The 26,779-nt window shown below is 51.0% G+C and carries 24 protein-coding genes; 16 read left to right on the forward strand and 8 right to left on the reverse strand.

Features of this window, described 5'->3' with window-relative positions; translation table 11 throughout:
* Positions 1-171 precede the first annotated feature (171 nt).
* The 8 genes from RUDLU_RS0101765 (at position 172) to RUDLU_RS26795 (ending at position 7,327) form a co-directional block, all read left to right on the forward strand.
* Positions 172-414 (forward strand): hypothetical protein, encoded by a 243-nt coding sequence (locus RUDLU_RS0101765; protein ID WP_019986623.1) that lies wholly within the window; start codon positions 172-174, stop codon positions 412-414.
* Between the two features lie 25 nt (positions 415-439).
* Positions 440-1,255: a universal stress protein gene (locus tag RUDLU_RS0101770; RefSeq protein WP_019986624.1), complete on the forward strand. Its 816-nt coding sequence runs from the start codon at positions 440-442 to the stop codon at positions 1,253-1,255.
* A 24-nt stretch (positions 1,256-1,279) separates the two neighbouring features.
* Entirely contained in the window at positions 1,280-2,155 is an 876-nt protein-coding gene (locus tag RUDLU_RS0101775) for a universal stress protein (protein ID WP_019986625.1), read from the forward strand.
* Between the two features lie 261 nt (positions 2,156-2,416).
* A complete protein-coding gene (locus RUDLU_RS0101780) occupies positions 2,417-3,037 on the forward strand; it encodes an AlbA family DNA-binding domain-containing protein (protein ID WP_019986626.1) in 621 nt (206 codons plus the stop codon).
* A 78-nt stretch (positions 3,038-3,115) separates the two neighbouring features.
* Positions 3,116-4,027 carry an oxygen-dependent coproporphyrinogen oxidase gene (gene hemF, locus RUDLU_RS0101785; RefSeq protein ID WP_019986627.1) on the forward strand — a complete coding sequence of 304 codons (912 nt, stop codon included), beginning with the start codon at positions 3,116-3,118 and terminating at the stop codon, positions 4,025-4,027.
* 160 nt (positions 4,028-4,187) lie between these two features.
* Positions 4,188-4,409 carry an MbtH family protein gene (locus RUDLU_RS0101790; RefSeq protein ID WP_019986628.1) on the forward strand — a complete coding sequence of 74 codons (222 nt, stop codon included), beginning with the start codon at positions 4,188-4,190 and terminating at the stop codon, positions 4,407-4,409.
* A 281-nt stretch (positions 4,410-4,690) separates the two neighbouring features.
* Complete coding sequence (dnaK, locus tag RUDLU_RS0101795; protein ID WP_019986629.1) at positions 4,691-6,598, forward strand: molecular chaperone DnaK; 1,908 nt, start codon at positions 4,691-4,693, stop codon at positions 6,596-6,598.
* 180 nt (positions 6,599-6,778) lie between these two features.
* A complete protein-coding gene (locus tag RUDLU_RS26795) occupies positions 6,779-7,327 on the forward strand; it encodes a hypothetical protein (RefSeq protein ID WP_157580069.1) in 549 nt (182 codons plus the stop codon).
* A gap of 89 nt (positions 7,328-7,416) precedes the next feature.
* Here RUDLU_RS26795 and RUDLU_RS0101805 read toward each other — a convergent pair whose 3' ends face one another.
* The gene (locus RUDLU_RS0101805) at positions 7,417-8,982 is read right to left on the reverse strand and encodes a M81 family metallopeptidase (RefSeq protein WP_019986631.1); all 1,566 of its coding nucleotides are present in this window, start codon (positions 8,980-8,982) and stop codon (positions 7,417-7,419) included.
* Positions 8,983-9,108: 126 nt separating this feature from the next.
* Between RUDLU_RS0101805 and parS the strand changes: the two genes are divergently transcribed.
* Both parS and RUDLU_RS0101815 read left to right on the forward strand, forming a co-directional pair.
* The gene (gene parS / locus RUDLU_RS0101810; protein ID WP_044129275.1) at positions 9,109-9,519 is read left to right on the forward strand and encodes a type II RES/Xre toxin-antitoxin system antitoxin; all 411 of its coding nucleotides are present in this window, start codon (positions 9,109-9,111) and stop codon (positions 9,517-9,519) included.
* Positions 9,520-9,534: 15 nt separating this feature from the next.
* Positions 9,535-10,017, forward strand: a complete 483-nt coding sequence (locus tag RUDLU_RS0101815) for an RES family NAD+ phosphorylase (RefSeq protein WP_019986633.1) — start codon at positions 9,535-9,537, stop codon at positions 10,015-10,017.
* 15 nt (positions 10,018-10,032) lie between these two features.
* On the opposite strand, the gene RUDLU_RS29980 is transcribed toward RUDLU_RS0101815, so the two are convergent.
* Positions 10,033-10,209 carry a hypothetical protein gene (locus tag RUDLU_RS29980; protein WP_019986634.1) on the reverse strand — a complete coding sequence of 59 codons (177 nt, stop codon included), beginning with the start codon at positions 10,207-10,209 and terminating at the stop codon, positions 10,033-10,035.
* 412 nt (positions 10,210-10,621) lie between these two features.
* Here RUDLU_RS29980 and gyrA point away from each other — a divergent pair, with 412 nt between their 5' ends.
* From gyrA to RUDLU_RS0101840, 4 genes are all read left to right on the forward strand, one after another.
* Complete coding sequence (gene gyrA / locus RUDLU_RS0101825; protein WP_019986635.1) at positions 10,622-13,171, forward strand: DNA gyrase subunit A; 2,550 nt, start codon at positions 10,622-10,624, stop codon at positions 13,169-13,171.
* 81 nt (positions 13,172-13,252) lie between these two features.
* Positions 13,253-14,707, forward strand: a complete 1,455-nt coding sequence (locus tag RUDLU_RS0101830; RefSeq protein WP_019986636.1) for a tetratricopeptide repeat protein — start codon at positions 13,253-13,255, stop codon at positions 14,705-14,707.
* A 120-nt stretch (positions 14,708-14,827) separates the two neighbouring features.
* Positions 14,828-15,211: a hypothetical protein gene (locus RUDLU_RS0101835; RefSeq protein WP_019986637.1), complete on the forward strand. Its 384-nt coding sequence runs from the start codon at positions 14,828-14,830 to the stop codon at positions 15,209-15,211.
* Between the two features lie 11 nt (positions 15,212-15,222).
* Positions 15,223-16,143: an IS3 family transposase gene (locus RUDLU_RS0101840; RefSeq protein ID WP_019986638.1), complete on the forward strand. Its 921-nt coding sequence runs from the start codon at positions 15,223-15,225 to the stop codon at positions 16,141-16,143.
* A 406-nt stretch (positions 16,144-16,549) separates the two neighbouring features.
* Here the strand turns inward: RUDLU_RS0101840 and RUDLU_RS29120 are convergent, their stop codons facing one another.
* Positions 16,550-17,041, reverse strand: a complete 492-nt coding sequence (locus RUDLU_RS29120) for a helix-turn-helix transcriptional regulator (RefSeq protein WP_083940506.1) — start codon at positions 17,039-17,041, stop codon at positions 16,550-16,552.
* A 156-nt stretch (positions 17,042-17,197) separates the two neighbouring features.
* Complete coding sequence (locus RUDLU_RS0101845; protein WP_019986639.1) at positions 17,198-18,019, reverse strand: 2,3,4,5-tetrahydropyridine-2,6-dicarboxylate N-succinyltransferase; 822 nt, start codon at positions 18,017-18,019, stop codon at positions 17,198-17,200.
* A 1,140-nt stretch (positions 18,020-19,159) separates the two neighbouring features.
* On the opposite strand from RUDLU_RS0101845, the gene gap reads away from it, so the two are divergent.
* Entirely contained in the window at positions 19,160-20,152 is a 993-nt protein-coding gene (gene gap, locus RUDLU_RS0101850) for a type I glyceraldehyde-3-phosphate dehydrogenase (RefSeq protein ID WP_019986640.1), read from the forward strand.
* Between the two features lie 40 nt (positions 20,153-20,192).
* Here gap and trmB read toward each other — a convergent pair whose 3' ends face one another.
* From trmB to RUDLU_RS0101865, 3 genes are read right to left on the reverse strand one after another with little or no spacing between them, the layout of a single operon-like run.
* A complete protein-coding gene (gene trmB, locus RUDLU_RS0101855) occupies positions 20,193-20,855 on the reverse strand; it encodes a tRNA (guanosine(46)-N7)-methyltransferase TrmB (protein WP_019986641.1) in 663 nt (220 codons plus the stop codon).
* Positions 20,855-22,153 carry a bifunctional folylpolyglutamate synthase/dihydrofolate synthase gene (locus RUDLU_RS0101860; protein ID WP_027302670.1) on the reverse strand — a complete coding sequence of 433 codons (1,299 nt, stop codon included), beginning with the start codon at positions 22,151-22,153 and terminating at the stop codon, positions 20,855-20,857. The genes trmB and RUDLU_RS0101860 overlap by 1 nt, the downstream gene beginning before the upstream one ends.
* A 7-nt stretch (positions 22,154-22,160) precedes the next feature.
* Complete coding sequence (locus RUDLU_RS0101865; RefSeq protein ID WP_019986643.1) at positions 22,161-23,093, reverse strand: hypothetical protein; 933 nt, start codon at positions 23,091-23,093, stop codon at positions 22,161-22,163.
* 327 nt (positions 23,094-23,420) lie between these two features.
* On the opposite strand from RUDLU_RS0101865, the gene RUDLU_RS0101870 reads away from it, so the two are divergent.
* A complete protein-coding gene (locus RUDLU_RS0101870; RefSeq protein ID WP_019986644.1) occupies positions 23,421-24,038 on the forward strand; it encodes a 3'-5' exonuclease in 618 nt (205 codons plus the stop codon).
* Here RUDLU_RS0101870 and RUDLU_RS26800 read toward each other — a convergent pair.
* Complete coding sequence (locus tag RUDLU_RS26800; protein WP_019986645.1) at positions 24,004-26,775, reverse strand: CHAT domain-containing protein; 2,772 nt, start codon at positions 26,773-26,775, stop codon at positions 24,004-24,006. The two genes, RUDLU_RS0101870 and RUDLU_RS26800, sit on opposite strands and share 35 nt — an antisense overlap.
* Positions 26,776-26,779: the final 4 nt, after the last annotated feature.

Below are 26,779 nucleotides of genomic sequence, written 5' to 3' on the forward strand. Positions count from 1 at the left end.
TCATACTTCCAACAAAGTTACCTCAGTCGTTTTGTTTTCAGCCTGATGCGATGCAGGTCTCAGGCTGAACTAAATCAGACGGATGTCTAAGCGTGGTCATGGGGAAACTGGGCGGCAGGGGGCAGTTTTGTCGTGTCATTCAACGTTTTGATCACTAAACTCTTTATCGCCATGACCTTCGAACCTGCCACCCAATCGGTTGTGTTTGTTTTGCCCGACTTTCGGCGGGCCGAGCTGACGTTCTGCCGGAGCAACGATGCCGACGAGAAAATCTGTGTCGGTGTGACACCCTCGGGCAAAGCCCGGCATGTGGTGTCGACGGCGCAATTGGCCAAAGGGAGTTGGCGGGCTCGACTCAACTGGTCAGATGGTCGGCGGCAATACCAGGAAGAAAAAGAGATTCTGGTAAATTGATTCAGGAACGTTTACCACTGCTCTTATGAAAACTATCCTGCTGGCAACCGATTTTTCGGAAAACGCCCATTGGGCAATTGATTACGCCGTTGAAATGGCGTTTGCGTTACACGCACAACTGGTGATCCTGAATGCATACGACCCGCTGCCGGTCAATGCTCCGGCTCACGAGTGGCTGACCTCGGCCGACGAAGGGGCCAAACAGGCCTGCCTCCATCGGCTTCATGATCTGCGCGACTCGATCCGGGAGCAGACCGGCGGATTACTCCTGGTAGATGTGGTGGCCCGTCCGGGCGATCCGGCAGCCTGTATTGCAGCGGAGGTACGCGACCGCAAACCCGATCTGCTCGTGATGGGTCTGGTGGGCGATGAACCCTACCGCGCCCGGATCGAGGGGAGCCTGGCGACTCAGCTCATTCCCGAAACGCTGGTGTCGATGCTACTCGTCCCGCCCGGCACCGTGTACGCGCCTATTCGGTCGGTGGTGCTGGCTGTCGATCTGGATGAGTCCGTCGATGTGCTGACGCTGGGTAACGTGAAGCGGTTTGCGCGACTGCTCGATGCCACGCTCGATATTGTTTGTGTAGAAGATACCCCGACCGACCTGCACCGTTGGGGGGCCGAGGCCATCCGTAACCTATTTGTCGACCAACCGCACACCTTTCAGTTTTTGTCGGGCAACGACCTGACGGTAGCGCTCGACTCGTACTTCGCCCAGACCCGGGCCGACCTGATCGTGCTGCTACCCAAGCGCCATAGCCGGTTTCGGGTCTGGCTCACCGAGTCGGTCACACAGCAGGTTGCCCGCCAGGCGATAGTGCCCGTGCTGGCTGTTGTTTAACGTTTTTACATTTTCTCATTCACTATGAACAAGGTTCTGATTTTAACTGACTTTTCGGCCGCATCTACGCACGCCATTCACTACGCCCAAACTTTTTTCGGCGACGTGCCCACGCAGTTCTGTCTGCTCAATGCGTACCCTATCGAACTCGAAGCGGCCAACGGGGCTATCTACGCTATGGAGACGCTGCGGCAGGCGGCCGCTGATGAACTGACCCAGTTGAAAGAGTCGCTCGAAGCCTCGTCGATCACGCCAACGCATACTTACGAAACCCGTACCCTGGCCGGCGGTCCGGTAGGTGCGCTCGAAGCGATACTCGCCAATGAGTCGTTTGATTGGGTGGTACTGGGCGCTACCGGAGCGGGCCGCAGCGAGTGGCTGGGCAGCGTTTCGACCGGGGTGATCCGAGCGGCTACGGCCCATGTGCTGGTTGTTCCGGCAACGGCACCTATCCGGCCCCTGTCGCATGTGGTGCTGGCCACCGACGCTAACTTCGTCCGGTCGACCGAATGTCTGGAACCGGTAAAAGCGATGCTGGAGGCTAAAAACGCCGATCTAACAGTGTTAACCATTGAAAATCCTGACCGGAAAGAAACTAAAATGGCCCCCGAAACGCTGGATCAGGTACAGCTATACTTTGATCCGGTGAAGCCGCTGGTGTACTACATTCACGATAATGAGGTGGTGCGGGGTATCGACGCTTATCTGGAAACCCACCCGGTTGATCTGCTTGTCACGGTGCCTCACCGGAAGAGTCTGGTTGACGCCTTATTTGGGCGGAGCGTGACCCGCTCGCTGGCGTATCACCCACGGGTGCCCCTACTGGCTCTGTACGATGCCGCGCCGGTTTCCCCTGCCAACACAGACCCGACCGAGGTGCCGTTTGCGACGTATTTGTAAGTCTGTTTATTGTTTTTGGTTTATGGTTTTTGGCGGCCGGCGCTCCGGTTTATGGTTTTGAGTTCAACTACAAGTTCTGTTTTTAACCTAAAACGATAACTGGATTGCCGGCCGCCAAAAACTAAAAACGATAAACCGTAAACCATAAACACCAAAAAGGGAGCTCTGCGCAGAGCTCCCTTTTTGGTGACCGTCCCCTAATTCCGTTCCGGTTAACGAGAGACTCTAAAACTCTACACCAAAAACCGTCGTTAGCGTAGTATGGTCTCAAAGCTTCCCGATCTGATTGCCCAGGGCGAAGGCTCCCGGCTCGAGTTTAAAAGTACCATTTCGACACCGGCCCGCATTGCCCGGACCTTGTGCGCGTTTGCCAACACGGCGGGGGGCACGCTGTTGATAGGCGTCGATGATGACGGAAAAATTAGTGGCATTCAGTCCGAGATCCGGGAGATGCGTAAGATCGAACAGGCTACCGACCTGCTGGTAGAGCCGCCCATCACGGTGAGCTACGAGGTGGTGTACGCCGATGGGCGACCCGTGCTTGTGATCGACGTGCCGGAGAGTACCGAAAAACCCCATTATGCCGTCGACGATCAGGGGCGCCGAACCATTTATGTTCGCGTAAAGGATAAATCGGTGCCAACCAACAAGCTCATTATGGAGCAGGACTCCGCCGACAAAACCTTGTTGCAATCGCCCAACGTGCGCACGCTGGTGCAGTACCTGCGCAAGAATGACTACATCACAGCCGACAGGCTGGCCAAACTGATCAATATCTCCGATTACCGGGCCAACAAGCTCCTCCGGCAACTGACCGAACAGGGGCTGCTGCTCCTTATCGATAAGCCCCGCCCGGCCCGGTTTGCCCTCAAAGTGAATTAAGGTGTAGTTTTGCGACCATCCGCTCTGGGGCGCCATCGCTGTTTGGGGCCACACGACAGGTACGACAATCATTGATACATGACAAAGGAAGATATTGCCCACTGGTTTGGGGGATTACAGGACAGAATTTGCCAGGTGCTCGAAACGGCCGATGGCGTAGGGCGCTTTGGCGAAGATAGCTGGGAACGACCCGGCGGTGGCGGAGGTCGCTCGCGTACGCTGGCCAACGGAGCCGTGATCGAAAAAGGTGGAGTCGGCTTCTCGGTTGTGCATGGCGAAGCTACCGAAGGTACCCTGCGTCAGCTGGGTATTACGGCGCAAAATGGCGAAGTCCCTACTTTTTTTGCCACGGGGGTGTCTATTGTGTTACATCCGCACAGCCCCATGGTGCCCATTATCCACATGAATGTACGGTACTTCGAGATGAGTACCGGCCACAACTGGTTCGGGGGTGGTATCGACCTGACTCCGCACTACGTGGCAGCCGCCGATGCCCGCTGGTTCCACGAGCAGCTCAAAGCCGTTTGCGACAAGCACAACCCGGACTACTATCCCAGGTTTAAACCCTGGGCCGACGATTATTTCTACCTCAAACACCGGCAGGAGACGCGCGGTATCGGTGGCATTTTCTTCGATCATCTCCGTCCTGAGTCGCCTGAGCATAAGGCTGAACTATTCAGCTTCGTGCAGGATGTCGGCAACGCTTTTGCGCCAATTTACACCCACTTTATGCAGCAGAACCGCGATTTACCCTACGGCGAAACGCAGAAAGCGTGGCAGATGCTCCGGCGTGGACGTTACGTAGAGTTTAATCTGGTATGGGACCGGGGTACCAAGTTCGGTCTCGAAACCGACGGCCGCACCGAGTCGATTCTGATGAGTATGCCCCCGCAGGCCAACTGGACCTACAACCATCAGCCGCAGCCCGGTTCCGAAGAGGCCCGCACCCTGAGTCTCCTGCGGAAAGGAATAGACTGGGTCGGGAAATAAGCGAGCTATCGACGTACTCAGTACTGGACATTAGATGTTGGACTCTGGACCTCCCTGCAGAATGGCATGAAGTCTAACGTCTAGTGTCTGAGGTCCGAATGTCCATCATGCATTTTACATTGTCCATTTATTTAGAAACCTGTTAACCAAAAACTACCTCATGGAAGAGCGCGAAGACAACACGATATACAAAGTTGTAGTCAATCACGAAGAACAGTACAGTATCTGGCCCGCCGAGCGCGAAAATGCCCTGGGTTGGAATGACGCCGGTAAGCAGGGTACGAAGGCGGAGTGTCTGGAGTATATTAAAGAAGTCTGGACCGACATGCGTCCGCGGAGTTTGCGGGAGCGGATGGAAGAAGCCCAACGGCGAGGTGAATGACGGTTTGGGGTTACCAGTGCATAGTAGTTCAGGTATGTACTGGCAGCGTGTCAGACTGTAGGTTAGTGGTCTGCCAACCTTGCCCGTTACCTCCTTTTATGCTGTCAATCTGTCATAAAAAAAAGCCGGTTGGGTGGCTGGCATATCCCTTGCAATAGGGCAGGTATCTGTCAGCATTTTAAAATTTGAATGTATAGTGAATAATGCAAAATGAATAATGATCAGATGCTTTCAACGCCTTATTCATTACACATTATTCATTCACTAAACTAAACCAGACTATGGGCAAGATTATTGGCATTGACTTAGGCACAACCAACTCGTGCGTGGCCGTTATGGAAGGCAACGAGCCCGTGGTTATCCCAAACAGCGAAGGGCGCCGGACTACTCCGTCGGTGGTCGCGTTTATGGATAACGGCAACGGGGAGCGCAAAGTAGGTGATCCGGCCAAACGTCAGGCAATCACCAACCCGAAAAATACGATTTCTTCGATCAAACGCTTCATGGGTAAGCGGTACAACGAAGTACAAAACGAAATGAAAACGGTGGCTTACGATGTTGAGCGCGGAGCGAATGATACGCCCCGGGTCAAAATCGGCGACCGTCAATATACCCCGCAGGAACTCTCGGCCCTTATTCTGCAAAAGATGAAGCAAACCGCCGAAGATTATCTGGGGCAAACCGTAAGCGAAGCCGTGATTACGGTGCCGGCTTACTTCAACGATGCCGAGCGTCAGGCCACCAAAGAAGCAGGTCAGATTGCCGGTCTCGACGTGAAGCGGATCATCAACGAACCCACGGCAGCGGCCCTGGCTTACGGTCTCGACAAGACCGATAAAGACATGAAAATCGCTGTCTTTGACCTCGGTGGCGGTACGTTCGATATCTCGATCCTCGAACTGGGCGACGGTGTATTTGAAGTAAAATCGACGGATGGTGACACACACCTAGGTGGTGATGACTTCGATCAGGTGATTATCGACTGGCTGGCGAATGAGTTCAAAAGCGACGAAGGGATCGACCTCCGTCAGGACCCCATGGCCCTGCAACGGTTGAAAGAAGCCGCTGAAAAAGCGAAGATCGAACTGTCGAGCGGAGCGTCAACGGAAATCAACCTGCCGTACATCATGCCGGTCAATGGTATTCCGAAGCACCTGGTGCGTTCGTTGAGCCGCGCGAAGTTTGAGCAGCTGAGCGATTCGCTGGTGCAGCGGAGCCTGGAGCCCTGCCGCCGGGCCCTCAAAAACGCCGGTCTGAGCGCTGGTCAGATTGATGAGGTGATTCTGGTGGGTGGTTCTACCCGGATTCCGAAAGTACAGGAAGAGGTAGAAAAACTCTTTGGCAAGAAACCGTCGAAAGCCGTTAACCCCGACGAAGCCGTTGCCGTGGGCGCTGCTATTCAGGGTGGTGTATTGACGGGTGAAGTGAAAGACGTTCTTCTGCTCGACGTAATCCCCCTGTCGCTGGGTATCGAAACGATGGGTGGCGTGTTCACGAAAATGGTGGAAGCAAACACCACGATTCCGAGCAAGAAAACCGAAACGTTTTCGACGGCGTCGGACAATCAGCCGAGCGTAGAAATTAACGTGTTGCAGGGCGAGCGCCCGATGGCCGCTCAGAACCGGCAATTGGGTCGGTTTATCCTGTCGGATATTCCACCGGCACCGCGTGGGGTTCCGCAAATTGAAGTGACCTTCGACGTTGACGCCAATGGTATTCTGAACGTAACGGCCCGCGACAAAGGCACCGGTAAGGAGCAGAAAATCCGGATCGAAGCATCGAGCGGTCTGACTGACGCCGAAATCAACCGGATGCGCGACGAAGCGAAAGCTAACGAGGCTGCCGATAAGGCCGAGCGGGAAAAAATCGAGAAAGTGAACCAGGCGGACTCGATGATTTTCCAGACCGAAAAGCAACTGAAAGATTATGGCGATAAACTGACCCCGGCCAACAAGCAGGCGATTGAAGATGCCCTCGCTCAGTTGCGGACGGCCCACGGCTCACGCGATGCCGCAGCTATCGATACCGCACTGGCCGCCCTCACGAATGCCTGGAATGCGGCTTCGCAGGATATCTACAACGCTACGCAAGGGGCTAACCCCGCCGATGGTGCTGCTACTGGCGCGACCAACGGACAGGGACAACCGGCCGACGATGTGTCGGATGTACCCTACGAAGAAGTGAAATAAACAGAATCTGTTTCTGGAAAACCCCGCCCCAAAACGGCGGGGTTTTTTGTTGGTCATCCGTCCGGTTAAGTACCGGATTAGCGCAGTTCAGTCGAAGAACGTTGCCCTTCGTGCAGGTAACGGTCGCGTTGTGGGGTACTGGGCACGCAACTTTGTCCCGTAACCAAACAACATACTACGATGAACACGCTTATTCGGGTACTTTTCTGCTGGGGCTGTCTTGCGGCAGTTGCCTGTACACCGTCGGGAGGAGTCGATAACGGAGGTGAGCCGGAACCGCAAACGACAACCCCGACGAGGGCGAGGGGGAAATGGGTGTACGGCAGTTCGTTTTCGGCGACTGACTTCTGGAATTATAACGGCTCCTATAGCGGCAAAGCCTTTGAGCAGGGGATGCTCTTCGACTTTGGTACGAACGGAAAATACGAGGTTTACACCATAAACTCGGCCACGACCTACTCGTGCCGAACCGAGTCGTATGCGTTTACGGCGGGCACGGTAACGTTTGATGAGGGGGCCGGTTCGTTTTCGATTCGCCCGGTGCGGGGAACTATGCGGGGGTATTATGCCTGTGCCCCGAGCAAAAATTTCAAACGCGATGCCCAGCCCAATGAGCTCAAGCCCAAGACGTACTATTACGCCATCCGAAAAAACAGCCGGGGCGAGACCGTGATGACCGTCAGCTCCACCCCGAATCTGAACGACGGTATGGATATGACGGCACTCTGAGTTATTTAGGGCAGTGATTATGAAATGGGGTCGGGTCGCGAGATAAAACTCACGCCCCGACCCCGTAGCTTTAATCCGGCAGGATACGCTTATTTGGTGCTGCCCGATACCGGAACCAGTTTAGCCGAGAGGTCGGGCGTAGGCATGTCGGCGTCGAAGGGATACATAGGCCGCTGAATTCGTTTGTAAGGCAGGCGAAACAAATCCTGATCCACCCCGCCGGGGGTGAGAGCCATCAGCCAGTCGGCCTGCATGGCGTATAGCTCGGGTTCAAGATACCCGATCTTTACCACCACAATATCTGCCTGCCGTGGGTTGAGGCCCAGGCGGGTAAAATCTTTCTCCTTATGGTAGGGCTTTCGTTTCTGGGTTACAATTACCCGAACGCTGCCTACCTGCACCACTACTTCAACTTCGGCATCCCGGTCCCCGTACTCAATGGCCCGTACAATTCCGTTCAGGGGTACAGGCGGGGCAAATCGCGCATCGACATTCGCGCCGGCTTTTCCGGTAACCTGTCCACCTACGCCCGCGGCAATGGCTTTTTTGACCAGCTCCGGGTCTGGAATCGATGCGTAGATAAGCGAAGGACCGTTGGGATCTTTAAACGCGGGTTGGTTCAGGATCTGGGTGAGTGTCCAGGTTACGTCGCCCGCTCCACCGGCGGTTGGGTTATCGCCCATATCGCTGATAAAAAACGGGTGTTTGTTGCTTTTCAGTGCTTTGTCCAGACACTCGGCGAGTGGCGCGGTTGGGGCAACAAACGCAAACTGCTTGCGTACATCCCAGAACTGACGGGCGAGGGTTTCGGCGGTTTGGGATACTTTGGCTTTATCGTCGCCGGTCACCATCACGGCGGCATGGTTACGGGGTTCATCGGCCCAGGCGTACCCGATCCAGATCCCGGCATCTACGACTCCCGGCTGCCCGTCGGCAAGGGGTGCCACCTGCGCGTAGAGGCTCCGGCCGGGTTCAATCCGGGTGCTTGTTTTTTCGCCTGGTAACAGAATGGGTACGGTAATAAGGGCTTTGTAGGCCGGTTTGCCCAGACCACTCTGGATGCGCCGGAGCAGATTCACCACGGCCCGTTCTTTGGTTTGCATGGCGTCTTCGTGCGGGGCCATCCGGTAGCAGGTCATCAGATCGGTGTTTTGGGCGAGCCGCCACGAGACGTTACCGTGCAGATCCATCGACGTAGAGATAAGAGTCTGATACCCGATTACCTGCCGGATTCGGGTAATAAAATCCCCCTCGGGGTCGTCGAGCCCCTGTACACTCATCGCGCCGTGAATGTCGAGGAAGAGGCCGTCGTATGGAGCGTACTTACGGAGCGAGTCGAGGGTTTTGGTGACGAGCGATTCGTAAGCCTGCCGGGTAACGGCCCCACCCGGCAGCGATTTGCCCATTACCGTTGGTACCCATGCGGCCTGCCTGCGCAAGGGAGCCATTGGCATCAGAAACGGGTACGCGTTGAATACCTCGGGGCCGTACCGCGCATGAAAGGCTTCTTCGTGGGTGACCGCTGGCGAAAACGTACTCGATTCGATCCCCAGCCCTGCAATGGCAATCCGTGGGAGCCGACCGGTAGCGGGTTGGGCTAAAACGGCGGGTCCGACGACCAGCCATACAAAAAGGGCAGAGAGTAGCTTGTTCATGCGCCCAAGTTAAGCGATTGGGCGGCTGATTGGTATCCAGGACGGGTTTGTCGTATCGGAACTTGCGCGATTGAACCAGATGTGCCAAATTGCAGTTATATTCATGCAATTAGTCACTCTGTATTTATGACACACGCAACTGCTCAGGCTTTGCCGGTTTCGTATCCGCCCTTTACAATGATTGCCCGTTCGCGGCAGGGCGTGCCTCGGGTAGAGGTAGATCAGGTGGCCGAACTGGTTGGCCTGACGGATAAGGAGATGGCCCCGATCCTGAATATGTCGGAACGGAATATGCACCGGTTGAAAGACGAAGATCGGCTGGCCCGCGATTCGTCGGAGCGGTTGTTGCTTCTGACGAACCTCCTGCGGCATGCCCTCGATGTGTTCGATGGGGATGCCGAGACTGTGGCATCGTGGCTCCGAACCCCTATTCGCGAATTAGCGCAGCAAGCTCCCATTCAGTTGCTCGACACTACGACCGGCTTTGGTCTGGTCGATGACGTGCTGGGTCGGATTGAGCATGGTATTGTTGGGTAATTCGCCGGGTTTTTGATGCTGACCGTTTACCGAACCGTAAAAGCCAAGTACGTAGCCGACCCACTTGGGACCGAAGGGGCCCGGCTTTTTGGCGGGCGCTGGAATCCGAAAGGGTACCCGTTGCTGTACGCTACTTCGTCGCCCTCGCTTGCTCTGATCGAATCCCTTGTTCATCAGCCGGGGGTTCGGTACGAAAAACTACCTGCTTTGTATCTGTTTACCCTTCAGGTGCCCGACGAGGCCGAAGGCTGTCCCCTCCGAACCTATTCGGTAGCTGACCTGCCCGCGTATTGGAATGCGGAAAGTTACGAGCAGACGCAGTTGATTCTGCGTCCCTGGCTCGAAAAGCCCGATACGCTCGTTGTTGCCGTCCCTTCGGTCGCCGTACCTATGTCTGTCAATTACCTGATTCACCCGTTTCATCCCCGCTTTGCGGATATCCGGGTGGTTAAAAGTGAACCCTTCCCCATTGAGCGCCGACTATGGCGCGACGGATAGTGATGTAGGTATTGGTTAGCGCCGACCGCCGAAGAGTCTGGATACAAGCCAGATGACCAGAGCTACTCCCAGAAGCAGACCAATAATGCCCGTCCAGGCGCCTGCTTTAAAAATTCCCCCGATAATGTCGCAGCTGCTCAGCGTCAGGGTGAGTGCAATCAGAAGAAGAGAAAAGAACCGGTTGGTTTCCATACGTGAATGTCTGTTTGTGAGAACTACAGGCAGAACGGTACTAAGCTCCTAATGTTCAGAATACTGGGTAAGTGGGCATCTTCTCCAAAGGCGCTAACGGGTTGCTGCGGAATGGGTGTTCGAAGCAGGGCATTGTGTGCGTTGGCCGGATTAAACCTTTGACTCCAAAACGGGTCTTAGAGATGTGCCTGAAAAATTGCACTTCGCCAAGCCCGACGTATAACCGGGCTGTTTGGTCAGGGTGTGATTAGGGGTGGCCAGAGAGGGCTTCTTTATAGGCCTATTTGGGTCTTTAGGTGGGTTGTTTGGCCGTTATTTTCATTTTACGGAAAAAATTTGTATATTTGTCTATATCGTTCCCTCTGCGCAGTTTGTAGAGCGAAATAGAAATTTTTTGTGAAACCCCTCTAACATGGCGGAAGAAATAACCGGTGCAAACCTGCCCGAATCCGACGGTCCAACCAACATCATTCCTATTAATATTGAGGACGAAATGCGTGGTGCCTATATCGATTATTCGATGTCGGTTATCATTTCCCGGGCCTTGCCCGATGTACGCGACGGACTCAAGCCGGTTCACCGGCGGGTGTTGTTCGGTATGGCGGAACTGGGCGTCAATTACAACAAACCCTATAAGAAGTCGGCCCGTATCGTAGGAGAGGTATTGGGTAAATACCACCCGCATGGCGATGCGTCGGTTTATGATACGATGGTGCGTATGGCCCAGGATTGGTCGTTGCGCTACCCCCTTGTCGACGGGCAGGGAAACTTTGGCTCTGTCGATGGCGATTCACCGGCGGCCATGCGTTATACCGAAGCTCGTTTAAAGCGGATTGCCGACGAGATTCTGGGGGATATTTACAAAGAAACCGTTGATTTTCAGCCTAACTTCGACGACTCCCTCGAAGAACCGAGCGTGATGCCGGCCAAGTTGCCGAACCTGCTGCTCAATGGTTCGTCGGGTATTGCCGTGGGTATGGCGACCAACATGGCCCCGCATAACCTCACGGAGGTAGCTAACGGGATCATTGCCTATCTGGAAAACCCAGAGATAACGGTTGATGAGTTGATGGTGCACGTGAAGGCACCGGATTTTCCTACCGGCGGAACGATCTACGGGATGGAAGGGGTGCAGTCAGCCTTCCGCACCGGCCGGGGGCGGGTAGTTATTCGCGCCAACGCTACCATTGAAGAACATAAAGGCAAAACCCAGATCATCGTGACGGAAATTCCGTACATGATCAATAAAGCGGTGATGCTGGAGAAAACCGCCGAACTCATCAATGAGAAGCGGATCGAGGGTATTTCGGCGTTCCGGGATGAATCAGACCGGGATGGGATGCGGATCGTGTACGACATTCGTCGGGATGCCATTCCGAATGTAGTACTGAATAATCTGTACAAATACACCTCGTTACAGTCGTCGTTTGGTATCAATAACGTGGCCCTGGTAAAAGGCCGCCCGATGATGCTCAACCTCAAAGACATGATCCGCTACTATGTGGAGCATCGGTATGAGGTGATTACCCGCCGGACGGAATACGAACTGCGCGAAGCCGAAAAGCGGGCGCATATTTTGCAGGGTCTGCTTATCGCCCTCGATCACATCGATGAGGTGATTGCCCTGATTCGTTCGGCCCGGGATGCAGAGGTGGCCAAGAATGGTCTGATGGAGAAATTCAGTCTGTCGGAAGTGCAGGCCAAGGCTATTCTGGAAATGCGTCTGCAACGGCTTACCGGTCTGGAGCGCGACAAGATTCAGCAGGAGTATGACCAGCTGATGATCGAGATTGCCGATTACAAAGATATTCTTGCCAAAGACGAACGCAAGCGCGGTATTATCGGCGACGAGATTGCGGACATTAAGGCACGTTACGGCGACGAACGTCGGACGAAGATTAATCCGTACGGGGATGGGAACATCAGCGACCTGTCGCTCATTGCCGATGAAGAGATGGTTATTACCATTTCGCACTATGGCTACGTGAAGCGAACCCCTGTGACCGAATACCGAGCCCAGACCAGGGGAGGGGTAGGGTCCAAAGCGGTTTCGACGAAAGACGATGACTTTACCGAGCATCTCTTTACGGCGACCATGCACAACTACCTGCTGATCTTCACGGATAAGGGTCGTTTGTTCTGGAAGCGTGTACACGAATTGCCCGAAGGCAATCGTACGGCGAAAGGCCGCCCGATTCAGAACCTGATTAATATCGAAGGGGACGATAAGGTTCGGGCCGTGATCAACATTAAAACCCTCGAAGACGACGACTACATCAACAATAACTACATTGTGATGTGTACCAAGCAGGGGACCATTAAGAAAACCATGCTGGAGGCTTTCTCACGGCCGCGTCAGAACGGGATTATCGCCATTACAATTGATGAGGGCGATTGTCTGTTGTCGGTGTGTCTTACCAATGGCGATAATGACATTGTGGTGGCTTCGCAGCAGGGTAAAGCCGTTCGGTTCCACGAAAGTCGGGTACGGCCTATGGGGCGTCAGGCAGCGGGTGTGAAGGCCATTACACTGGATGAAGACGAAGCCGACGATCAGGTAGTGGGTATGGTTTGTATCAACTCGCCCGAGACCCAGTTGCTCGTGGTTTCGGAACACGGGTATGGTAAGCGCTCGCAGGTGGATGAGTACCGGGTGACCAACCGGGGTGCTAAGGGTGTGGGTACGCTCAAAGTAACCGACAAAGTAGGGCACCTGGTGGCTATTCTGGACGTTACTGACAATGACGATTTGATGATTATCAACCGTTCTGGTATTGCGATCCGTACCCCGGTTAAAGATATTCGGGTGAGTGGTCGGAATACGCAGGGAGTTAAACTGATCGAGCTGAAGCAGGATTCAATTTCTTCGGTAACGAAAATTACGAAGGAAGAAGAAGAGGAGACTCCGACCACGGATGGTGGTTTTGACGTTACCGATACGGGTGTAGCATCGGTAGAATGAACCGATGCCCCTCTGTAGAGGTTAATGGAAACGAATACCCTTTTGCGTTCACAATAAATTAATCAACCCTAATTAAGTACAATGAAAAAACTCGTAGTTGCTTCGGCACTCAGCCTGACGGTGCTGGCGGCCGTAAAACCGGCATCTGCCCAGACGAATGCCATGCTACAGTTGCAGAGTGGCACGCTGGACAAAGCTAAAGCCGCTATTGATAAAGATGTTAGCGAAGGCAGCAAGGCGGCCAGTAAGGCGAAAACCTGGCTCGTTCGCGGACAGGTTTACGAAGCGATTGCCCTCGACCAGACGGGTGTGTATTCAAAGCTGGATACCAACGCGGCTATGACGGCCTATGAGTCGTACAAGAAAGGTCTTGAAGTCGAGCCTAACGGGGGTAAATCTGGAAAAGAATTGAATGAAGCGCTGGCAGGGCAGAAGCTGTACAGTGCTTTTATGAATCAGGGTGCTTCGCGGTATCAGTCTAAGAACTACGCCGGTGCCTTGAAACTAATGACCATGGCGGGTGCTATTATGCCGAAGGACACCATGGCCGCTTTGTATGCCGGTATTGCTGCCCAACAGGCGCAAATGAACGGCGAAGCGAAAGAGCAACTGGAACGGTATGCTGCCAATGGTGGTAAGGACCCCAGCGTATTTTACTCGCTTGCTTCGCTGTACCGGAATGATAAGGAAATTGACAAGGCACTCGGAGCTATTGACAAAGGTTTAACAGCTTTGCCAAATAACAAAGATCTCGCTGCGGAGCGTGTTAATATCCTTCTGGCCTCGAACCGGATGGACGAAGCCGTTGCAGGTATGAAGCAGTTGGTTGAAAAAGAGCCCAACAACGTACAGAACGTAGTAAACCTCGCTATTCTTTACGATAACGCAGCTGCTAAAATGGGTGACGACATTCGGAAGCTGAGCGATGAGGCTAAGAAAGGTGGTACGCTGACGAAGAAGCTGGCAGCTGAAAAAGACGCTCTGGAAGCGTTCAACTCAGAGATCCTGCGTTTGGGTGGTGTGATAAAAAAGAACCCAAAGGCAGCCGAAGCAAAGCGTCAGCTGGCTGATGTACAAACTCGGCAGAAAGAAGCTAAAGCACGCGTAGCGGAGCTGGAAGCTCAGGTGAAAGAAGAGCAAAGCAAGGGTGTTGATATTGCGGCTACGGAGAAGAAGGTAGCTGATCTGAAAGCGAAGCAGACAGAGCAGCGTGATTTGGCCAAGCAATACTATACAAAGGCTTTGGCCATTGATCCGAATAACTACGACGCGAACTTCAACATGGGCGTATTCTATTACAACGAAGGCGCTGAATTGAACAAATCGTTAGGAGCTATGGATATGGCTGAGTATAATAAGCGCGGTAAGGAAATTGAAGGTCAGGTTTGTGGCCGATTCAAGCAGGCGCTGCCTTATTTCCAGAAAGCTAAAGCTGTGAAGGCAAACGAAGAAGATCTGAACAACAGTATTCAGCAGGCAGAGAATCTGCTGAAGCAATACGAAGAGCGTAAAGTAGTTTGCGTAGAGACAAAATAAGTACGTAGGGGGATGGCCAAAACGGTCATCCCCTTATCTTTGAAAATTTTACTTAACATAATATAAATTATAAAACAAATGGAATTGCCCTAAAATAGCTTGACATTCTCGTGTAATTCAATGAATATCAGCTTTCTAAAAAAAGTTAAAGATCAGCGAAAAACTGGCTTAGTCAAACGTCAGGTTATTGAACTATATCGTATGGGTAGCTTAACAGAACGTCAGGTTCTGGAAGCTGTTGGAATTTCCAGGACGATATTAAGGCGGTGGAATCGTTATTACCAACGGTATAAACAGCAACGACATATTGAGAACCTTAAAAAATACCGGCTTATGAAACCGAAGAACATCAATGAAGTGGCACTTCTAAAGCGCAAGATTGCTGATTTAGAGGGGCATAATAAAAAGCTCCAATTGGAGAATGAAGCATTAATCACTGTCATAGACTTGGCAGAAAGTCAGTTTAAGATACCGATTCGAAAAAAGTATGGTCCCAGGCAGTAACTCAACTTAGCATGCAACACCCACTGGTGAGTATGCGTGAACTCTGCGGTCTGTTTGGGAAAAGCCGCCAGGCTTGGTATGATGGGCAGAAGCAAGAAGATCAAACGACATTGGAGTATGAACTTCTTTTGGAGCAAGTACGTGCGATTCGTCATGATTTACCACGAATAGGTGCTGAAAAATTGCATTTAATGACAGCAGACTGGTGTCACCAACATGGTGTAAAGATTGGTCGTGATCGGTTTACAGAGCTGTTGAAAGAACATAATCTGTTAGTGCCACGCCGAACGCGGAAAGTATCGACGACCATCTCGCACCATCAGTACTTCAAGTACTCAAATCTGGTCAAGGATGTAAAAGTCAATCGACCTAACCAGTTATGGGTAAGCGACATAACCTACATCCAAGTGGTAAATAGGTTTTCCTATTTAAGCTTGATCACGGATGCCTACTCCAAAAAAATAGTTGGTTGGGCCTTAAAACCTAATTTGGGGGTTGGTGGCCCCGTGGCAGCCTTGAGAATGGCCTTAGCTCAAAAAGGGACTAATGGGAAAAAAAAATTGATACACCATTCGGATCGGGGGATTCAGTACTGTTCCAAGCAATACACAAGTCTTTTGTTAGGGCATGATATTCTGATTAGTATGACGAGCCAAAATGAATCGAGTGAAAATCAGATTGCAGAGCGTGTCAACCGGACTATTAAAGAGGAGATTCTGGAAAATCGTGGCTTTCACTCTCATGATCATGCAGCAGCAGAAATCGAACGCGCTATCAAAGCGTATAATTTAGTTCGCCCCCACTCTAGTTGTGATTATCTAACTCCTGAGAAGGCGCATCTTCGAGAAGGTGAATTGCGCAAGAAATGGCGCTTATCAAATCGCCATCGTCAACGCAAAATACAAATCGAGGAGCTTGAAGAGATTAGTTGAAACCTGTCAAGTAAAAGCAGGGTAACTCCATTATATGAAATAGGAAAGACCCACTTGTAGGGTGAGTCTGACCATATGGTTAATAGGTACTCTTTAGGCACTGCTCGCGCAGGCGGACTCGTTGACCATTTTTATCACTCACACCATTTATGAGTGATAAATGAATTTAATAAGTAGTGTAATCGCTGGCTTTACGCGTTGATAGATGAGATGGGAGAAAAGACAATGACTATGCAAGTAAATTTAGTTGCTGAAACAGGTCCCTACTTCAACAGAGCTGCTATAACCCACAGGTTATTCACAAGTTATCCACGTGGAACACTTAACCATTTGTGGAACAGTTGATTGCTGGTGAATGCCTTCTGGGGGTTCCAGAGGCCCCTTTTATGAGATTTCAGAAACGCGCTTAAGAAGGATTGTACTCTTGAAACGAGCCGTCTGTATAGAAAATAAGAATCCGCTCGACTCGTTTCTTTGACATCGAATTTGCAGTATTGGTGGCTGGAGTGATAGGTTCAGTAAAGGGTGTTGAAAATTCTTCTTCACGAATACCGCTAATTTCGGTTCGATTGGTCCGGTTGGGCAAGGCGCTTTGACTACGGCTAATGGTATCAATGGTTGCCGAATCGTTTAGAAAGGAGCCGCGCAGAGAAGGATTAGAGGGACCTGAGGAGCGATTAAATGGAGATGGCGAAGGAGCATCATCTTCCAGGATCCATTCAAATCCAAGGTCTGGAAATCGTTTGATAATCTTCTGGATAATATCAAAACTAGGACGGTTTCTGCCGGATAAAATATGTGATATACTAGATCGCTGTACACCAATCTCGTCAGCGAAATGGGATGGCGAGTAGCCTTTTGTTAATAAAATCTGTTTAATCTTATCGTTGATTGACATACCTAAATGGTTAACAATGTTGCGTCACAAATATAGATAATTGTAATTTATAAAAGAATACAGCACAATTGTAATTATAATTGCCATTTAATTATGTATAAAAAGCAAGTGTAAATTTACAATTGAGCTGTATGTTATTTGTAAACTAGCTAAGTGTTACACACTTACATTGTTTTCACGTAATGCTTCGTTTAATGAGGTTTTCAAATCCGTTGATGCCTTGCGCTTACCAATAATTAAAGCACACGGAACCTGATATGATCCAGCAGCAAACTCTTTAGTATACGAACCGGGAATCACAACAGAATCATCTGGAACATAGCCACGGTACTCTTTAGCATCGGGTGTAGTAACGTCAATGATTTTCGACGAGCCTGTGATTGTAACGCCAGCTCCCAAAACAGCACGCTTTCCAATTCGAGCTCCTTCTACTACGATGCAACGTGATCCAATGAATGCGCCGTCTTCGATAATAACAGGTGCTGCTTGTGGTGGCTCCAGAACACCACCGATACCAACTCCCCCACTGAGGTGTACGTCTTTTCCAATTTGAGCGCAGCTTCCAACCGTAGCCCAGGTGTCCACCATAGTACGCTCATCAACGTAAGCACCTATGTTCACGTAAGACGGCATTAGAATAACACCACTGGCCTGGTATGATCCGTACCGGGCGACCGCTGGTGGTACTACGCGTACACCTTGCTGAGCGAAATTTGTTTTCAGCGGAATTTTATCATGATAAGTAAAGATGCCGACTTCCTGTTCGTTCATCTGCTGGCTGACGAAAAAAAGTAGAATCGCCTTTTTGACCCAGTCATTTACTTTCCACTCGCCTTCAACGTCAGTACTTGGTTCGGCAACGCGAATGGCACCTGAATCCAGAGCGGCAATAGTGGCTCGAACAGCAGCTAATGTTTCTTCGTTTTGTAATAATGAGCGGTCTGCCCAGGCACTTTCAATTAGATTTTGGTCAGTCATTGTATTCAAGTGATAATTTAACAAAAGGTACTTAACTAACTCAAAGTCAATCAGTTATTTTATTCGACAAAATTATATTTTGTCCTTTATAAGCGATTCATTTAGAGCTAATTGTGTACTGTACAAATATATTAAAAATATAACTGATAGAGCCTTCAGCTACTTTTAAGGTTGAAAAAACAAAAGAGTGTCCTCTCCTGCCCTATTGGCTATAGTATGCATACACGGTTATAAGGTTAGACAGACTTTTTGAACGCCCAGCGGGCTTTCGAAACGCAGATCAAGTTCTAACCAAAGTAAAGTCAAGTTCATTTATTTGTAGGCTGCTTACTTACCCGTTTAAATACGTCAGGTGTGATGTTATACAGAATTGAAACGTGTCTGAGAATTGACGGAGATCAGGAGATTCGTATCAACTTATTCGTTTGTTATACCCGGTGGTGCTATGACTAAAAGCAAGGACTCTGTTACAAATTTGATAAGAATTGCTCTTAGGGATTTGTCGCAAATGCTAAATGAGTGGATGATTGTGTGTGGCAAGGCTGTGTACATATCTCCCCTATCCCGTTACTGACATTTTGTTTGGGTTACAGGCTTACACAGAAAGAATTACTCAAGAGAGTCTTAGCATTCTATACTTAATAAAAAAAGATAGAATGACCAACCTGTTAAACTAATACCACATCTAATTCTAAGTGTTAAATAAGTCTATAGTGCTTATTTTTATAAACTGTGGTGTAGATGGAATATCTGATTCAAAATCAGTAATCACATATAATGTTACTTGAAGGAGAGTTAAAAATGTAGAATCGATTGAGATTATTACAGATAGTATTAGTATGTATAAGATAAGCAATACTAATAAAAATACAACTATTAGTAAATAGTATGCTAATTAGTATTTTTAGTATAATTAGTGTGGATTAGCTAATATATTTAGCAAATATTGCTATTTTAGCTAACTTTATGTTAGTATTTGCTATTATTATTGCTAATATTGCTACAAATTATTTGAATCACTAAATTACTTCTATCTGTTTTTACTAAATCTTCTTTTTCTACTTGCTTACTCATGTGCGTGCTTAGGTATCTAACGAATTCCCCTATATTTGAACCGTAATCAATTCTTTAGTTGTACTGATGGAAAAAATTCGCGTTGCCATTAATGGTTTCGGTCGTATTGGCCGATTGTCTTTCCGGCGGATGTTGGAAAAAGAAAATATCGAAATCGTTGCCATCAACGATTTAACTGATAATGCGACCTTGGCCCATTTACTTAAATACGATTCGGTACATGGCCGTTTCGGAGATGAAATCACCTCCGATAACGAAAGTATTACCGTGAATGGCAAGAAAATCCACGCCTATGCTGAGCGTGATCCTAAACAATTGCCTTGGAAAGATTTAGCAATTGATGTAGTCCTTGAGTCGACTGGTCGTTTTGTAGACGAAGCAGGTGCCGGCCAGCACATTCAGGCAGGCTGTAAGAAGGTAGTAATCTCGGCTCCTGCTAAAGGGAATATTCCGACAGTAGTTTTAGGCGTTAACGAAGACACGCTGACGGGCAACGAAACTATCGTTTCAAACGCATCCTGCACGACGAACTGTCTTGCGCCAATGGCAAAAGTTCTCGACGATGTCTTTGGCATCGAGAAAGGCTATATGACAACCATTCACGCGTACACGGCTGATCAAAATCTGCAAGATGCCCCCCACTCGGATCTGCGCCGGGCACGGGCAGCCGCTTTATCAATTGTACCCACCTCAACAGGTGCCGCAAAGGCTGTTGGTCTGGTTCTGCCCCAGTTGAAAGGTAAACTGGACGGAAATGCCATGCGCGTTCCTACCCCCGACGGGTCGATCACTGATCTTACTGTCGTTCTGAAGCGCGAAGCAACCGCCGAAGAGATTAATAACGCGCTGAAAGAAGCAGCCGAAGGACCTTTGAAAGGAATTTTGGAATACTGCACCGACGAAATCGTGTCGATCGACATCATTGGAAACCCGCACTCGTGCATTTTCGATTCCAAATTGACAACTGCCAACGGAACACTGGCAAAAGTTGTAGGCTGGTACGACAATGAGTACGGTTACTCGAGCCGGGTTGCGGATCTGATCGCCAAGTTGATGTAGTCTCACATACTATTTACAATGCAGAAGGGGCAATCGGTAACTACCGATTGCCCCTTCTGCATTGTAAATAGTTGATAGAAAAACCTTTCTCAAAGAACATGGCTTCGTATTTGGTTTTTATTCCATGATGCCAATTGTTCATAGGCGAGTTATACAAATCCCGAGTACTTATCAGATCTGTAAAGCCGTTGGCAGGAAGTGTTTCCAGGCTATACTCAAAGAACGGAGCATTATCTGTCTTCAGATGTAAAATACCACCCGGCTGGAGCAGTTCCGTATAGATATCCAGAAACCGCCGGTGCGTCAATCGATGCTTTTCCTGCTTATCACGCGGCTGCGGATCCGGAAATGTAATCCAAATTTCACTCACCTCACCCGGTTCAAAAAACTCCCGTAGATACTGGATATCCGTCCGCAGAAAAGCGACGTTATTCAGGCCTTTTTGAAAAGCCAGCTGCGATCCACGGGCAATCCGATCTCCTTTTATATCAACCCCAATAAAATTGCGATCCGGCGTTTTTTCTGCAAGACCAACAGTGTACTCTCCTTTGCCGCAAGCGAGTTCCAGAACAATGGGATTATCGTTCTTAAACTGGTCACGTTTCCAGTTCCCTTTGATGGTTGAATAAGCGGGTTTACCGTTCTCAATTACATTTGTAGCGATTGAATTTTGTAAGAATCGCTGAAGTTTACGTCTAGTCACTATGTTAAACTGTTTACTTCTGAAATTACATAATTACTGCCTGTTACAAGTATCAACTCATTTGATTTAGAATCGTAAATACATTGCTCTAATGCACTATTTACATTATTAAATAATCTGTATTTCAGCTTATTACAGGCAAACAAACTAGCCAATCGGTCCGCTGGAAGTGAACGAGGTGAATTGGCCGCACAAAGGTAATAGTGTGCGTCGTCAGGCAACAAATCGATAAGTGGTTGTGGGTTTTTATCAGCAACCACGCCGATTACAATTCGCAATTGTGTGTGGGGGATAGAACGGATTGATTCGAGCAAACTAATCATTCCAGGCACGTTGTGAGCCGTGTCTAAAATGACCCGCGGCTTACGTAAGATCGTTTGAAAACGACCCTGCAACCCAGTGTTCGAAACGGTTCTGGATAAACCATTCTGCAACGCTTGGACAGTAACCGGCATCGTTTCCTGCAAGATCTCAACCGCCTGCAAAAGGGCCGGAATATTGAGTCGTTGATACCCGCCCAAAAGATCAAGCGAGAAGGAATGAACCGTCTCCCCTGCCCCACTTAGATCGGACACCACAAGCTGACGGAGCTCATTCGTCACACCTTTATCAAATACTTTGAACCGATCCGACGCCCAATAAATAGGCGCTCCCTCCGAACTCGCCTTTTGTTCAAAAACCGGTCGGGTTTCGGGAAGGTATTCGCCAATTACGACAGGTACACCTGGCTTTATGATCCCGGCTTTCTCAGCTGCAATTTGCGGGAGGGTATCCCCCAGCACATCCATGTGATCAAACCCAATATTGGTGATCAGCGAGAGCATCGGGGTGATCACATTAGTCGAGTCTAACCGCCCCCCCAGCCCCACTTCGATTATCGCCAGGTCGACCTGCTCACGAGCGAAATAATCGAACGCCATTGCCACCGTTAATTCGAAAAAAGACGGACTGACCTCTTCGATCAATTCGCGGTGATGGGCAACGAACTGCACAACTTCCGTTTCGGGAATAGGTTGCCCATTGATACGGATACGTTCGGTGAAGGACTTCAGATGGGGGGATGTGTACAGGCCCACCCGGTATCCGGCTTCGGCATAAATACTCGCCAGCATGTGCGAGGTACTGCCCTTACCGTTTGTGCCGCCCACATGGATCGAACGAAAGCGGGTATGGGGATCGCCCAAATGTGCGCAAAGTCGTAAGGTGTTACCCAATCCGGGCTTCAGGGCTTTCGGGCCTTCACGATGAAATACGGGAAGTCGACTGTACAAATAGTCAATCGTCTCGTGGTAGGTCATACTTAACTTAGCGGGAACGAACATTAATAACCACAGTGCCCGTTGAAATCTCAGGGACTACCGACGATTTGGGCTGCGGACGCAACCGCTGAATCTGGCGACGATAAAAGTCCGTAATAGACGGACTCACCTGCGTCTCCACGACATTGACGGCCACGATATCTCCACGCTGATCCACCCGAATCCGAAACACAATCTTTCCGCTTTCATCGGAAGCATCTTTATCAATGCCTTTGTTTCCAATGGACCAACCCGCTACATTAAAGGCTACACCCGTACTGCTGCCGCCCGGTTTGCCGTAATACTCTTTAGCATCAATTTTCCCGTCGGGGTTCCCCTTATCCCCTACGCCACTCCGATCGTCGCCGTTGTTGTTGCCCCCGGTACCCGACGCCCGACCAACTGTACCATTGGAGCCTCCTCCGCCCGAGGACCGTTTATATAAGGCATTCGGGTCAACGGTTTCAACTTTTTTGGCTGGTTCTGCACGGGGGGGCGCGGGGGTTGGCTTGGGCGCTTCCGTGCGCTTGGGCTCCGCTTTCTCAGGCACACTCACCGGACTCTCCACCTTGCTGGCAATGACAGGCTTCTCAGAGACCGTTTTATTCACCTTTGTTTCGGCCACTTTAGGAACAGGGGCCACCGGTGTGCGCTCCACCCGATTTGTGGTTGTTACTTTCGGATTCGGTCGATCCTCGGCTTTCTTCACATCCACCGCATTTTTTGAATCGCTCGGTTTATTGTAGGTCTGGATCGAACCGCTACCCACCGCATCGGTACCAAAGTTCACCTCTACGAACTGAATAGGGGGCGGTTGGGGTATCGTTTGGGAAAGGGTGACCAGGAAGAGAATGATCAAAACCAACAGGGTTACCGCAAAGGCCCCTGCAAAGGCGAAGGTTCGGGCTTCGGTTTCGTTCTCGTAAGCTGTGCGCATCATGCCGATTAGCGTTAGTTGGTACTAAAACGCTAAAGTAGGCCGAAATGGTTTATACCCTACATACCAACCCAATCAACGTATGCCTATTTCTTTGCTAAACCATCCCAACGGCCCAGCAACAAAAAAGGCTTGCCCGGTATTGAGCAAGCCTTCTGGCGGTTGTATGATGAGTAAACAGATACATTAATCGAAAAGTTTCCACGTTGAAAAATAGAAGGTCAATTTTTCAACCTTTTCATTTCGGTTTCTCGGTACTTTCGCAAACCGGTTCAACCAACGCCTAACCCACATCAACTCATAACTCATAACGTTTAACTTGATTCCCCCATGCCCTATTTAGTGCTTGACCTGGAAATGTCGGGTCCAGACCCCCAGTACAACGAGATTATTCAGATTGGCGCTGTGCTTTTCGATGATAACTGGATTGAAAAAGGCCAGTATCTGACCAATGTATATCCCGAAAACGAGGAAGCCTTCACCCAATCAGCCCAACAGGTACATAACCTTACCCTCGCCGACCTCGACGATGCCCCTATGATGTACGATGTCATACCCGAACTGGAGGAGTGGATTCTGAAACAACTGGGCATTCGTAAACTGAACACTAACTCAGACAACACGCAATACCTGCGCGATGTGGTCATCTGCGGCCAAAGTGTAATCAACGATATTCACTTTCTGAAAGAAGCGTACCGGTACGAGAAGCTGAAGTGGCCGTTTTCACGGGTATTGCTCGATTTACATACACTCAGCTATTTTGTGTTCCGGATTCTGAAGAAAAACGGGCAATCTGTTCCTAAAGGCCTGAGTCTGGGTGCCGTGGCCAGCTACTTCGGTTTTGAACGGGAGGACACCTACCATAATGCCCTGGAGGACGCCAAACTGACAGCCGAGTGTCTCAAACGTCTGTTCAAACTGGGTGATGGGTTTGTACCCGGTGCTTAACCCGACGTCGGAACCGGGCCCCGAACCACCACCCTACGGCCAGGAGTCCGGTTCCGACCAACCCAATCCCCATCTTTTGTATAGAAACGCCACCCGTAGTAGGCAACTGAAGGGGACCCGTTTCGCCAAGCAAAATCAATCCTGCCCAACCCGTTGGTAAACTTTCACTCCGGGAGGCCTGGCTCAACCACGTCTGCTTTGCCCGTTGCAACGCTATGTCACGGGGCATCCCCTGAGCCAGATACGTATAAAATAATTCGGTAAGCGCGTAGGTTGAACCACTCGGTACCCCCAACAGCGAGGTCACCATACTGGATACGCCCAAAGCGGCAAAACCCCGCGCCAGACTAAATACACCCTCGCCTTTTCGGTAGGTACCTACTCCGGTATTGCAGGCCGACAAAACCAGTAGCTGCGTCCGGAAACCGGCTCCCCCCTGGAGATCTGACAACCGGAGCACAGAATCAGCAAAGTAGAGCACCGGCTCGCGCGCCAGCGTGTCGGCATCGGCATGGGTAAACAACTGCACCACCGAAGCCGACGGAGCCAGTTGCCGAAACCGGGCGCGGGTAGCGGCAGTACCCGTCAGCAAGGTGGGCATAAAAAAAGACGCACCAATCCGGTCAAGCGATTCGGCAGATCCCAGGAGGGTTACCTGTCGTTGGGAAGCGGGCAGGTCATCGAACGATACAGGGGCCATCCCTACAAAACTACCGTCACTCGACGGACGAGTCTGATTCCGGGATTCGGTCAGCAGCCGATCAACCGAATACCCGTAACTAAACGCGTAGGTATTCACCAGATAATCGGCCGGGACCCGAACTGAACGACACAGGGTTTCGAGCGGCACAAAGGGTCCATCGGGAGCCACCACCACCCGACCGGGCGGCAGGTGTAGCGGGGCCAGCAACAACTGGTGTAGGGTTACACCCGCCCGCAAAAAGGCACCCATATGGCTGTTTAGTTCCGTGGGGTGATGCAGCAGAGAAAGCCATTCCCCCAGGGCTGCCGTGTAGGGTTGAAGCGGCTGCCGTACCAACCGGATACCGGTTGCACTCACCCCAAGTACATACAAACCGGCATCCCCCACAAAATAACTCACCAGCGACTGCTGCCGACTTCGGAGCCAGGTTACCACCTCCGAAAGGGGACGGATCGTAGTATTATACCGATACCCAAAGTACAGAGGGTGCGTTTGGGCCAACCGTTGCAGAAACGAATCCCGACGGTCAATCTGGGCAAGCAGCTGCGCCTGAATTCGGTCGTATTGTGGGTTGCGGTCGGGCATTTGGGCCAGATCCTGCTGAAGGCGGTTGACTGTCCGGTTAAGTTGCTCTCCCTCTTCGGCCAATTGCGTCGGCAGAAACTGACGCGCTCCCAATTCATTTAGCTGATCGGTGAGCAACACCGCCCGACTCCGCTCCATGAAATAGTACACCATGGCAGGATCGTTACGCCTGTACGCTGCGTCGATACTTCGTTCATAGAGTCGGTGGGTTTTCTTGCGCCAGTATAGTTTTGACCCATCACCAGTATGCTCTCGACGCATATGGTGTACCAACCCATCGGCCAGTTGGTATGTACGCAACGCATTCGTCAATCCTACCGCACCCGACTGCTGCGACCAGGCAAATCCCATATTTTCGAGAATTGGCAGGAGGAACTCTTTGTGCGGTGCCGATCGAATCTGGGTTTCGGTGGGCCATTCATCGGGTCGGTGGGGTTGGTACGTGGGCACGATGGTCTGGATCGCCCGCCCAAAATAGCCAATTGCCTCGGGCCACCGGTTCATTTTTCCGGCCAGAACCCCCAGATTATCGAGCGCGACGGCCCGCCCGCTCAGACTCGGATGCAGCTGAACCGCCAGCGTAAGCGTGCGCAGAGCCTCGGCATACCGTCCCGTTTCGCCCAGAAAATAGCCCAGATCGGTGTAGTTACTGGCCAATCCGAGGGTATCCGCAAGCTGCCGATTGAGGGCAATGGCCTGCCCAAACCAGTACTCGGTCTGGGCATACTGCCGCTGCCGCTGACACAGTGACGCCTTAACCGTATAATATAAAGACAGATCGACCGCCTGCGGATACCGGCGACCAACCGCAATAGCGCTGTCGATGGCCCGACCCGCCCGGTGATTCTGGTCGAGGGATCGGCAGGCTTTGGCCCATTCATAATACCCGTTGGCCTGTCCGTACGGATCACCCGCCACCCGACCAATAGCCGCCCCCCGTCGCGCGAGCGTAGCCGCCTGCTCGTAATCGCCTTCCGTACTCGCCAGATAGGCCAGTAAGCTGTACAGATTCGACGACCATTTGCTCCGCGGATGCTGCCGAGCGAATCGCAACCCCTGCCGACCGGTTTCCCGAGCTTGGGCCAATCGGTTTTCCTGCTGTAATACATACGCCAACCGATAGTACGCTTTTACCAACGCATCGGAGTGGGGAGGCAAACGGACCGTATTCGCCTGTGCTTCCCGGAGCAGCGTCTGTAACCAGGCAACGGCCGTTGAGGCATCGCCGGTTTGGGCGAAGGCACGGGCCAGGTCGGTCAGGAGCCGGACATACACCGAATCTTTCGGCGTTTGGCGGGGCCACGTCTGTACAAGCCGGAGCAATCGAGGTTTTTGAACCGAAAATTGGAGGGTATTGAGCGAGTCCAGCACCTGTGGGGTTGGTTGCGCCCCAACCGTATGCCCACTCAGGGACGTTAGCAGCAGCACCGGTTTCCACCACCCTTTCATACCG

This window comes from Rudanella lutea DSM 19387 (assembly GCF_000383955.1).
Lineage (GTDB): Bacteria > Bacteroidota > Bacteroidia > Cytophagales > Spirosomataceae > Rudanella > Rudanella lutea.

What these genes read in the sequence shown, in the direction of transcription:
- RUDLU_RS0101780 (WP_019986626.1), top strand. Translation starts at nt 2,417, where the DNA reads ATGGTCTCAAAGCTTCCCGATCTGATTGCCCAGGGCGAAGGCTCCCGG.
- RUDLU_RS0101775 (WP_019986625.1), top strand. Translation starts at nt 1,280, where the DNA reads ATGAACAAGGTTCTGATTTTAACTGACTTTTCGGCCGCATCTACGCAC.
- RUDLU_RS0101830 (WP_019986636.1), top strand. Translation starts at nt 13,253, where the DNA reads ATGAAAAAACTCGTAGTTGCTTCGGCACTCAGCCTGACGGTGCTGGCG.
- RUDLU_RS0101865 (WP_019986643.1), bottom strand. Translation starts at nt 23,093, where the DNA reads ATGATGCGCACAGCTTACGAGAACGAAACCGAAGCCCGAACCTTCGCC.
- RUDLU_RS29980 (WP_019986634.1), bottom strand. Translation starts at nt 10,209, where the DNA reads ATGGAAACCAACCGGTTCTTTTCTCTTCTTCTGATTGCACTCACCCTG.
- RUDLU_RS0101870 (WP_019986644.1), top strand. Translation starts at nt 23,421, where the DNA reads ATGCCCTATTTAGTGCTTGACCTGGAAATGTCGGGTCCAGACCCCCAG.
- RUDLU_RS0101790 (WP_019986628.1), top strand. Translation starts at nt 4,188, where the DNA reads ATGGAAGAGCGCGAAGACAACACGATATACAAAGTTGTAGTCAATCAC.
- RUDLU_RS26800 (WP_019986645.1), bottom strand. Translation starts at nt 26,775, where the DNA reads ATGAAAGGGTGGTGGAAACCGGTGCTGCTGCTAACGTCCCTGAGTGGG.
- hemF (WP_019986627.1), top strand. Translation starts at nt 3,116, where the DNA reads ATGACAAAGGAAGATATTGCCCACTGGTTTGGGGGATTACAGGACAGA.
- gyrA (WP_019986635.1), top strand. Translation starts at nt 10,622, where the DNA reads ATGGCGGAAGAAATAACCGGTGCAAACCTGCCCGAATCCGACGGTCCA.
- RUDLU_RS29120 (WP_083940506.1), bottom strand. Translation starts at nt 17,041, where the DNA reads ATGTCAATCAACGATAAGATTAAACAGATTTTATTAACAAAAGGCTAC.
- gap (WP_019986640.1), top strand. Translation starts at nt 19,160, where the DNA reads ATGGAAAAAATTCGCGTTGCCATTAATGGTTTCGGTCGTATTGGCCGA.
- RUDLU_RS0101815 (WP_019986633.1), top strand. Translation starts at nt 9,535, where the DNA reads ATGCTGACCGTTTACCGAACCGTAAAAGCCAAGTACGTAGCCGACCCA.
- RUDLU_RS0101765 (WP_019986623.1), top strand. Translation starts at nt 172, where the DNA reads ATGACCTTCGAACCTGCCACCCAATCGGTTGTGTTTGTTTTGCCCGAC.
- RUDLU_RS26795 (WP_157580069.1), top strand. Translation starts at nt 6,779, where the DNA reads ATGAACACGCTTATTCGGGTACTTTTCTGCTGGGGCTGTCTTGCGGCA.
- RUDLU_RS0101845 (WP_019986639.1), bottom strand. Translation starts at nt 18,019, where the DNA reads ATGACTGACCAAAATCTAATTGAAAGTGCCTGGGCAGACCGCTCATTA.
- RUDLU_RS0101835 (WP_019986637.1), top strand. Translation starts at nt 14,828, where the DNA reads ATGAATATCAGCTTTCTAAAAAAAGTTAAAGATCAGCGAAAAACTGGC.
- RUDLU_RS0101860 (WP_027302670.1), bottom strand. Translation starts at nt 22,153, where the DNA reads ATGACCTACCACGAGACGATTGACTATTTGTACAGTCGACTTCCCGTA.
- RUDLU_RS0101840 (WP_019986638.1), top strand. Translation starts at nt 15,223, where the DNA reads ATGCAACACCCACTGGTGAGTATGCGTGAACTCTGCGGTCTGTTTGGG.
- parS (WP_044129275.1), top strand. Translation starts at nt 9,109, where the DNA reads ATGACACACGCAACTGCTCAGGCTTTGCCGGTTTCGTATCCGCCCTTT.
- RUDLU_RS0101805 (WP_019986631.1), bottom strand. Translation starts at nt 8,982, where the DNA reads ATGAACAAGCTACTCTCTGCCCTTTTTGTATGGCTGGTCGTCGGACCC.
- RUDLU_RS0101770 (WP_019986624.1), top strand. Translation starts at nt 440, where the DNA reads ATGAAAACTATCCTGCTGGCAACCGATTTTTCGGAAAACGCCCATTGG.
- dnaK (WP_019986629.1), top strand. Translation starts at nt 4,691, where the DNA reads ATGGGCAAGATTATTGGCATTGACTTAGGCACAACCAACTCGTGCGTG.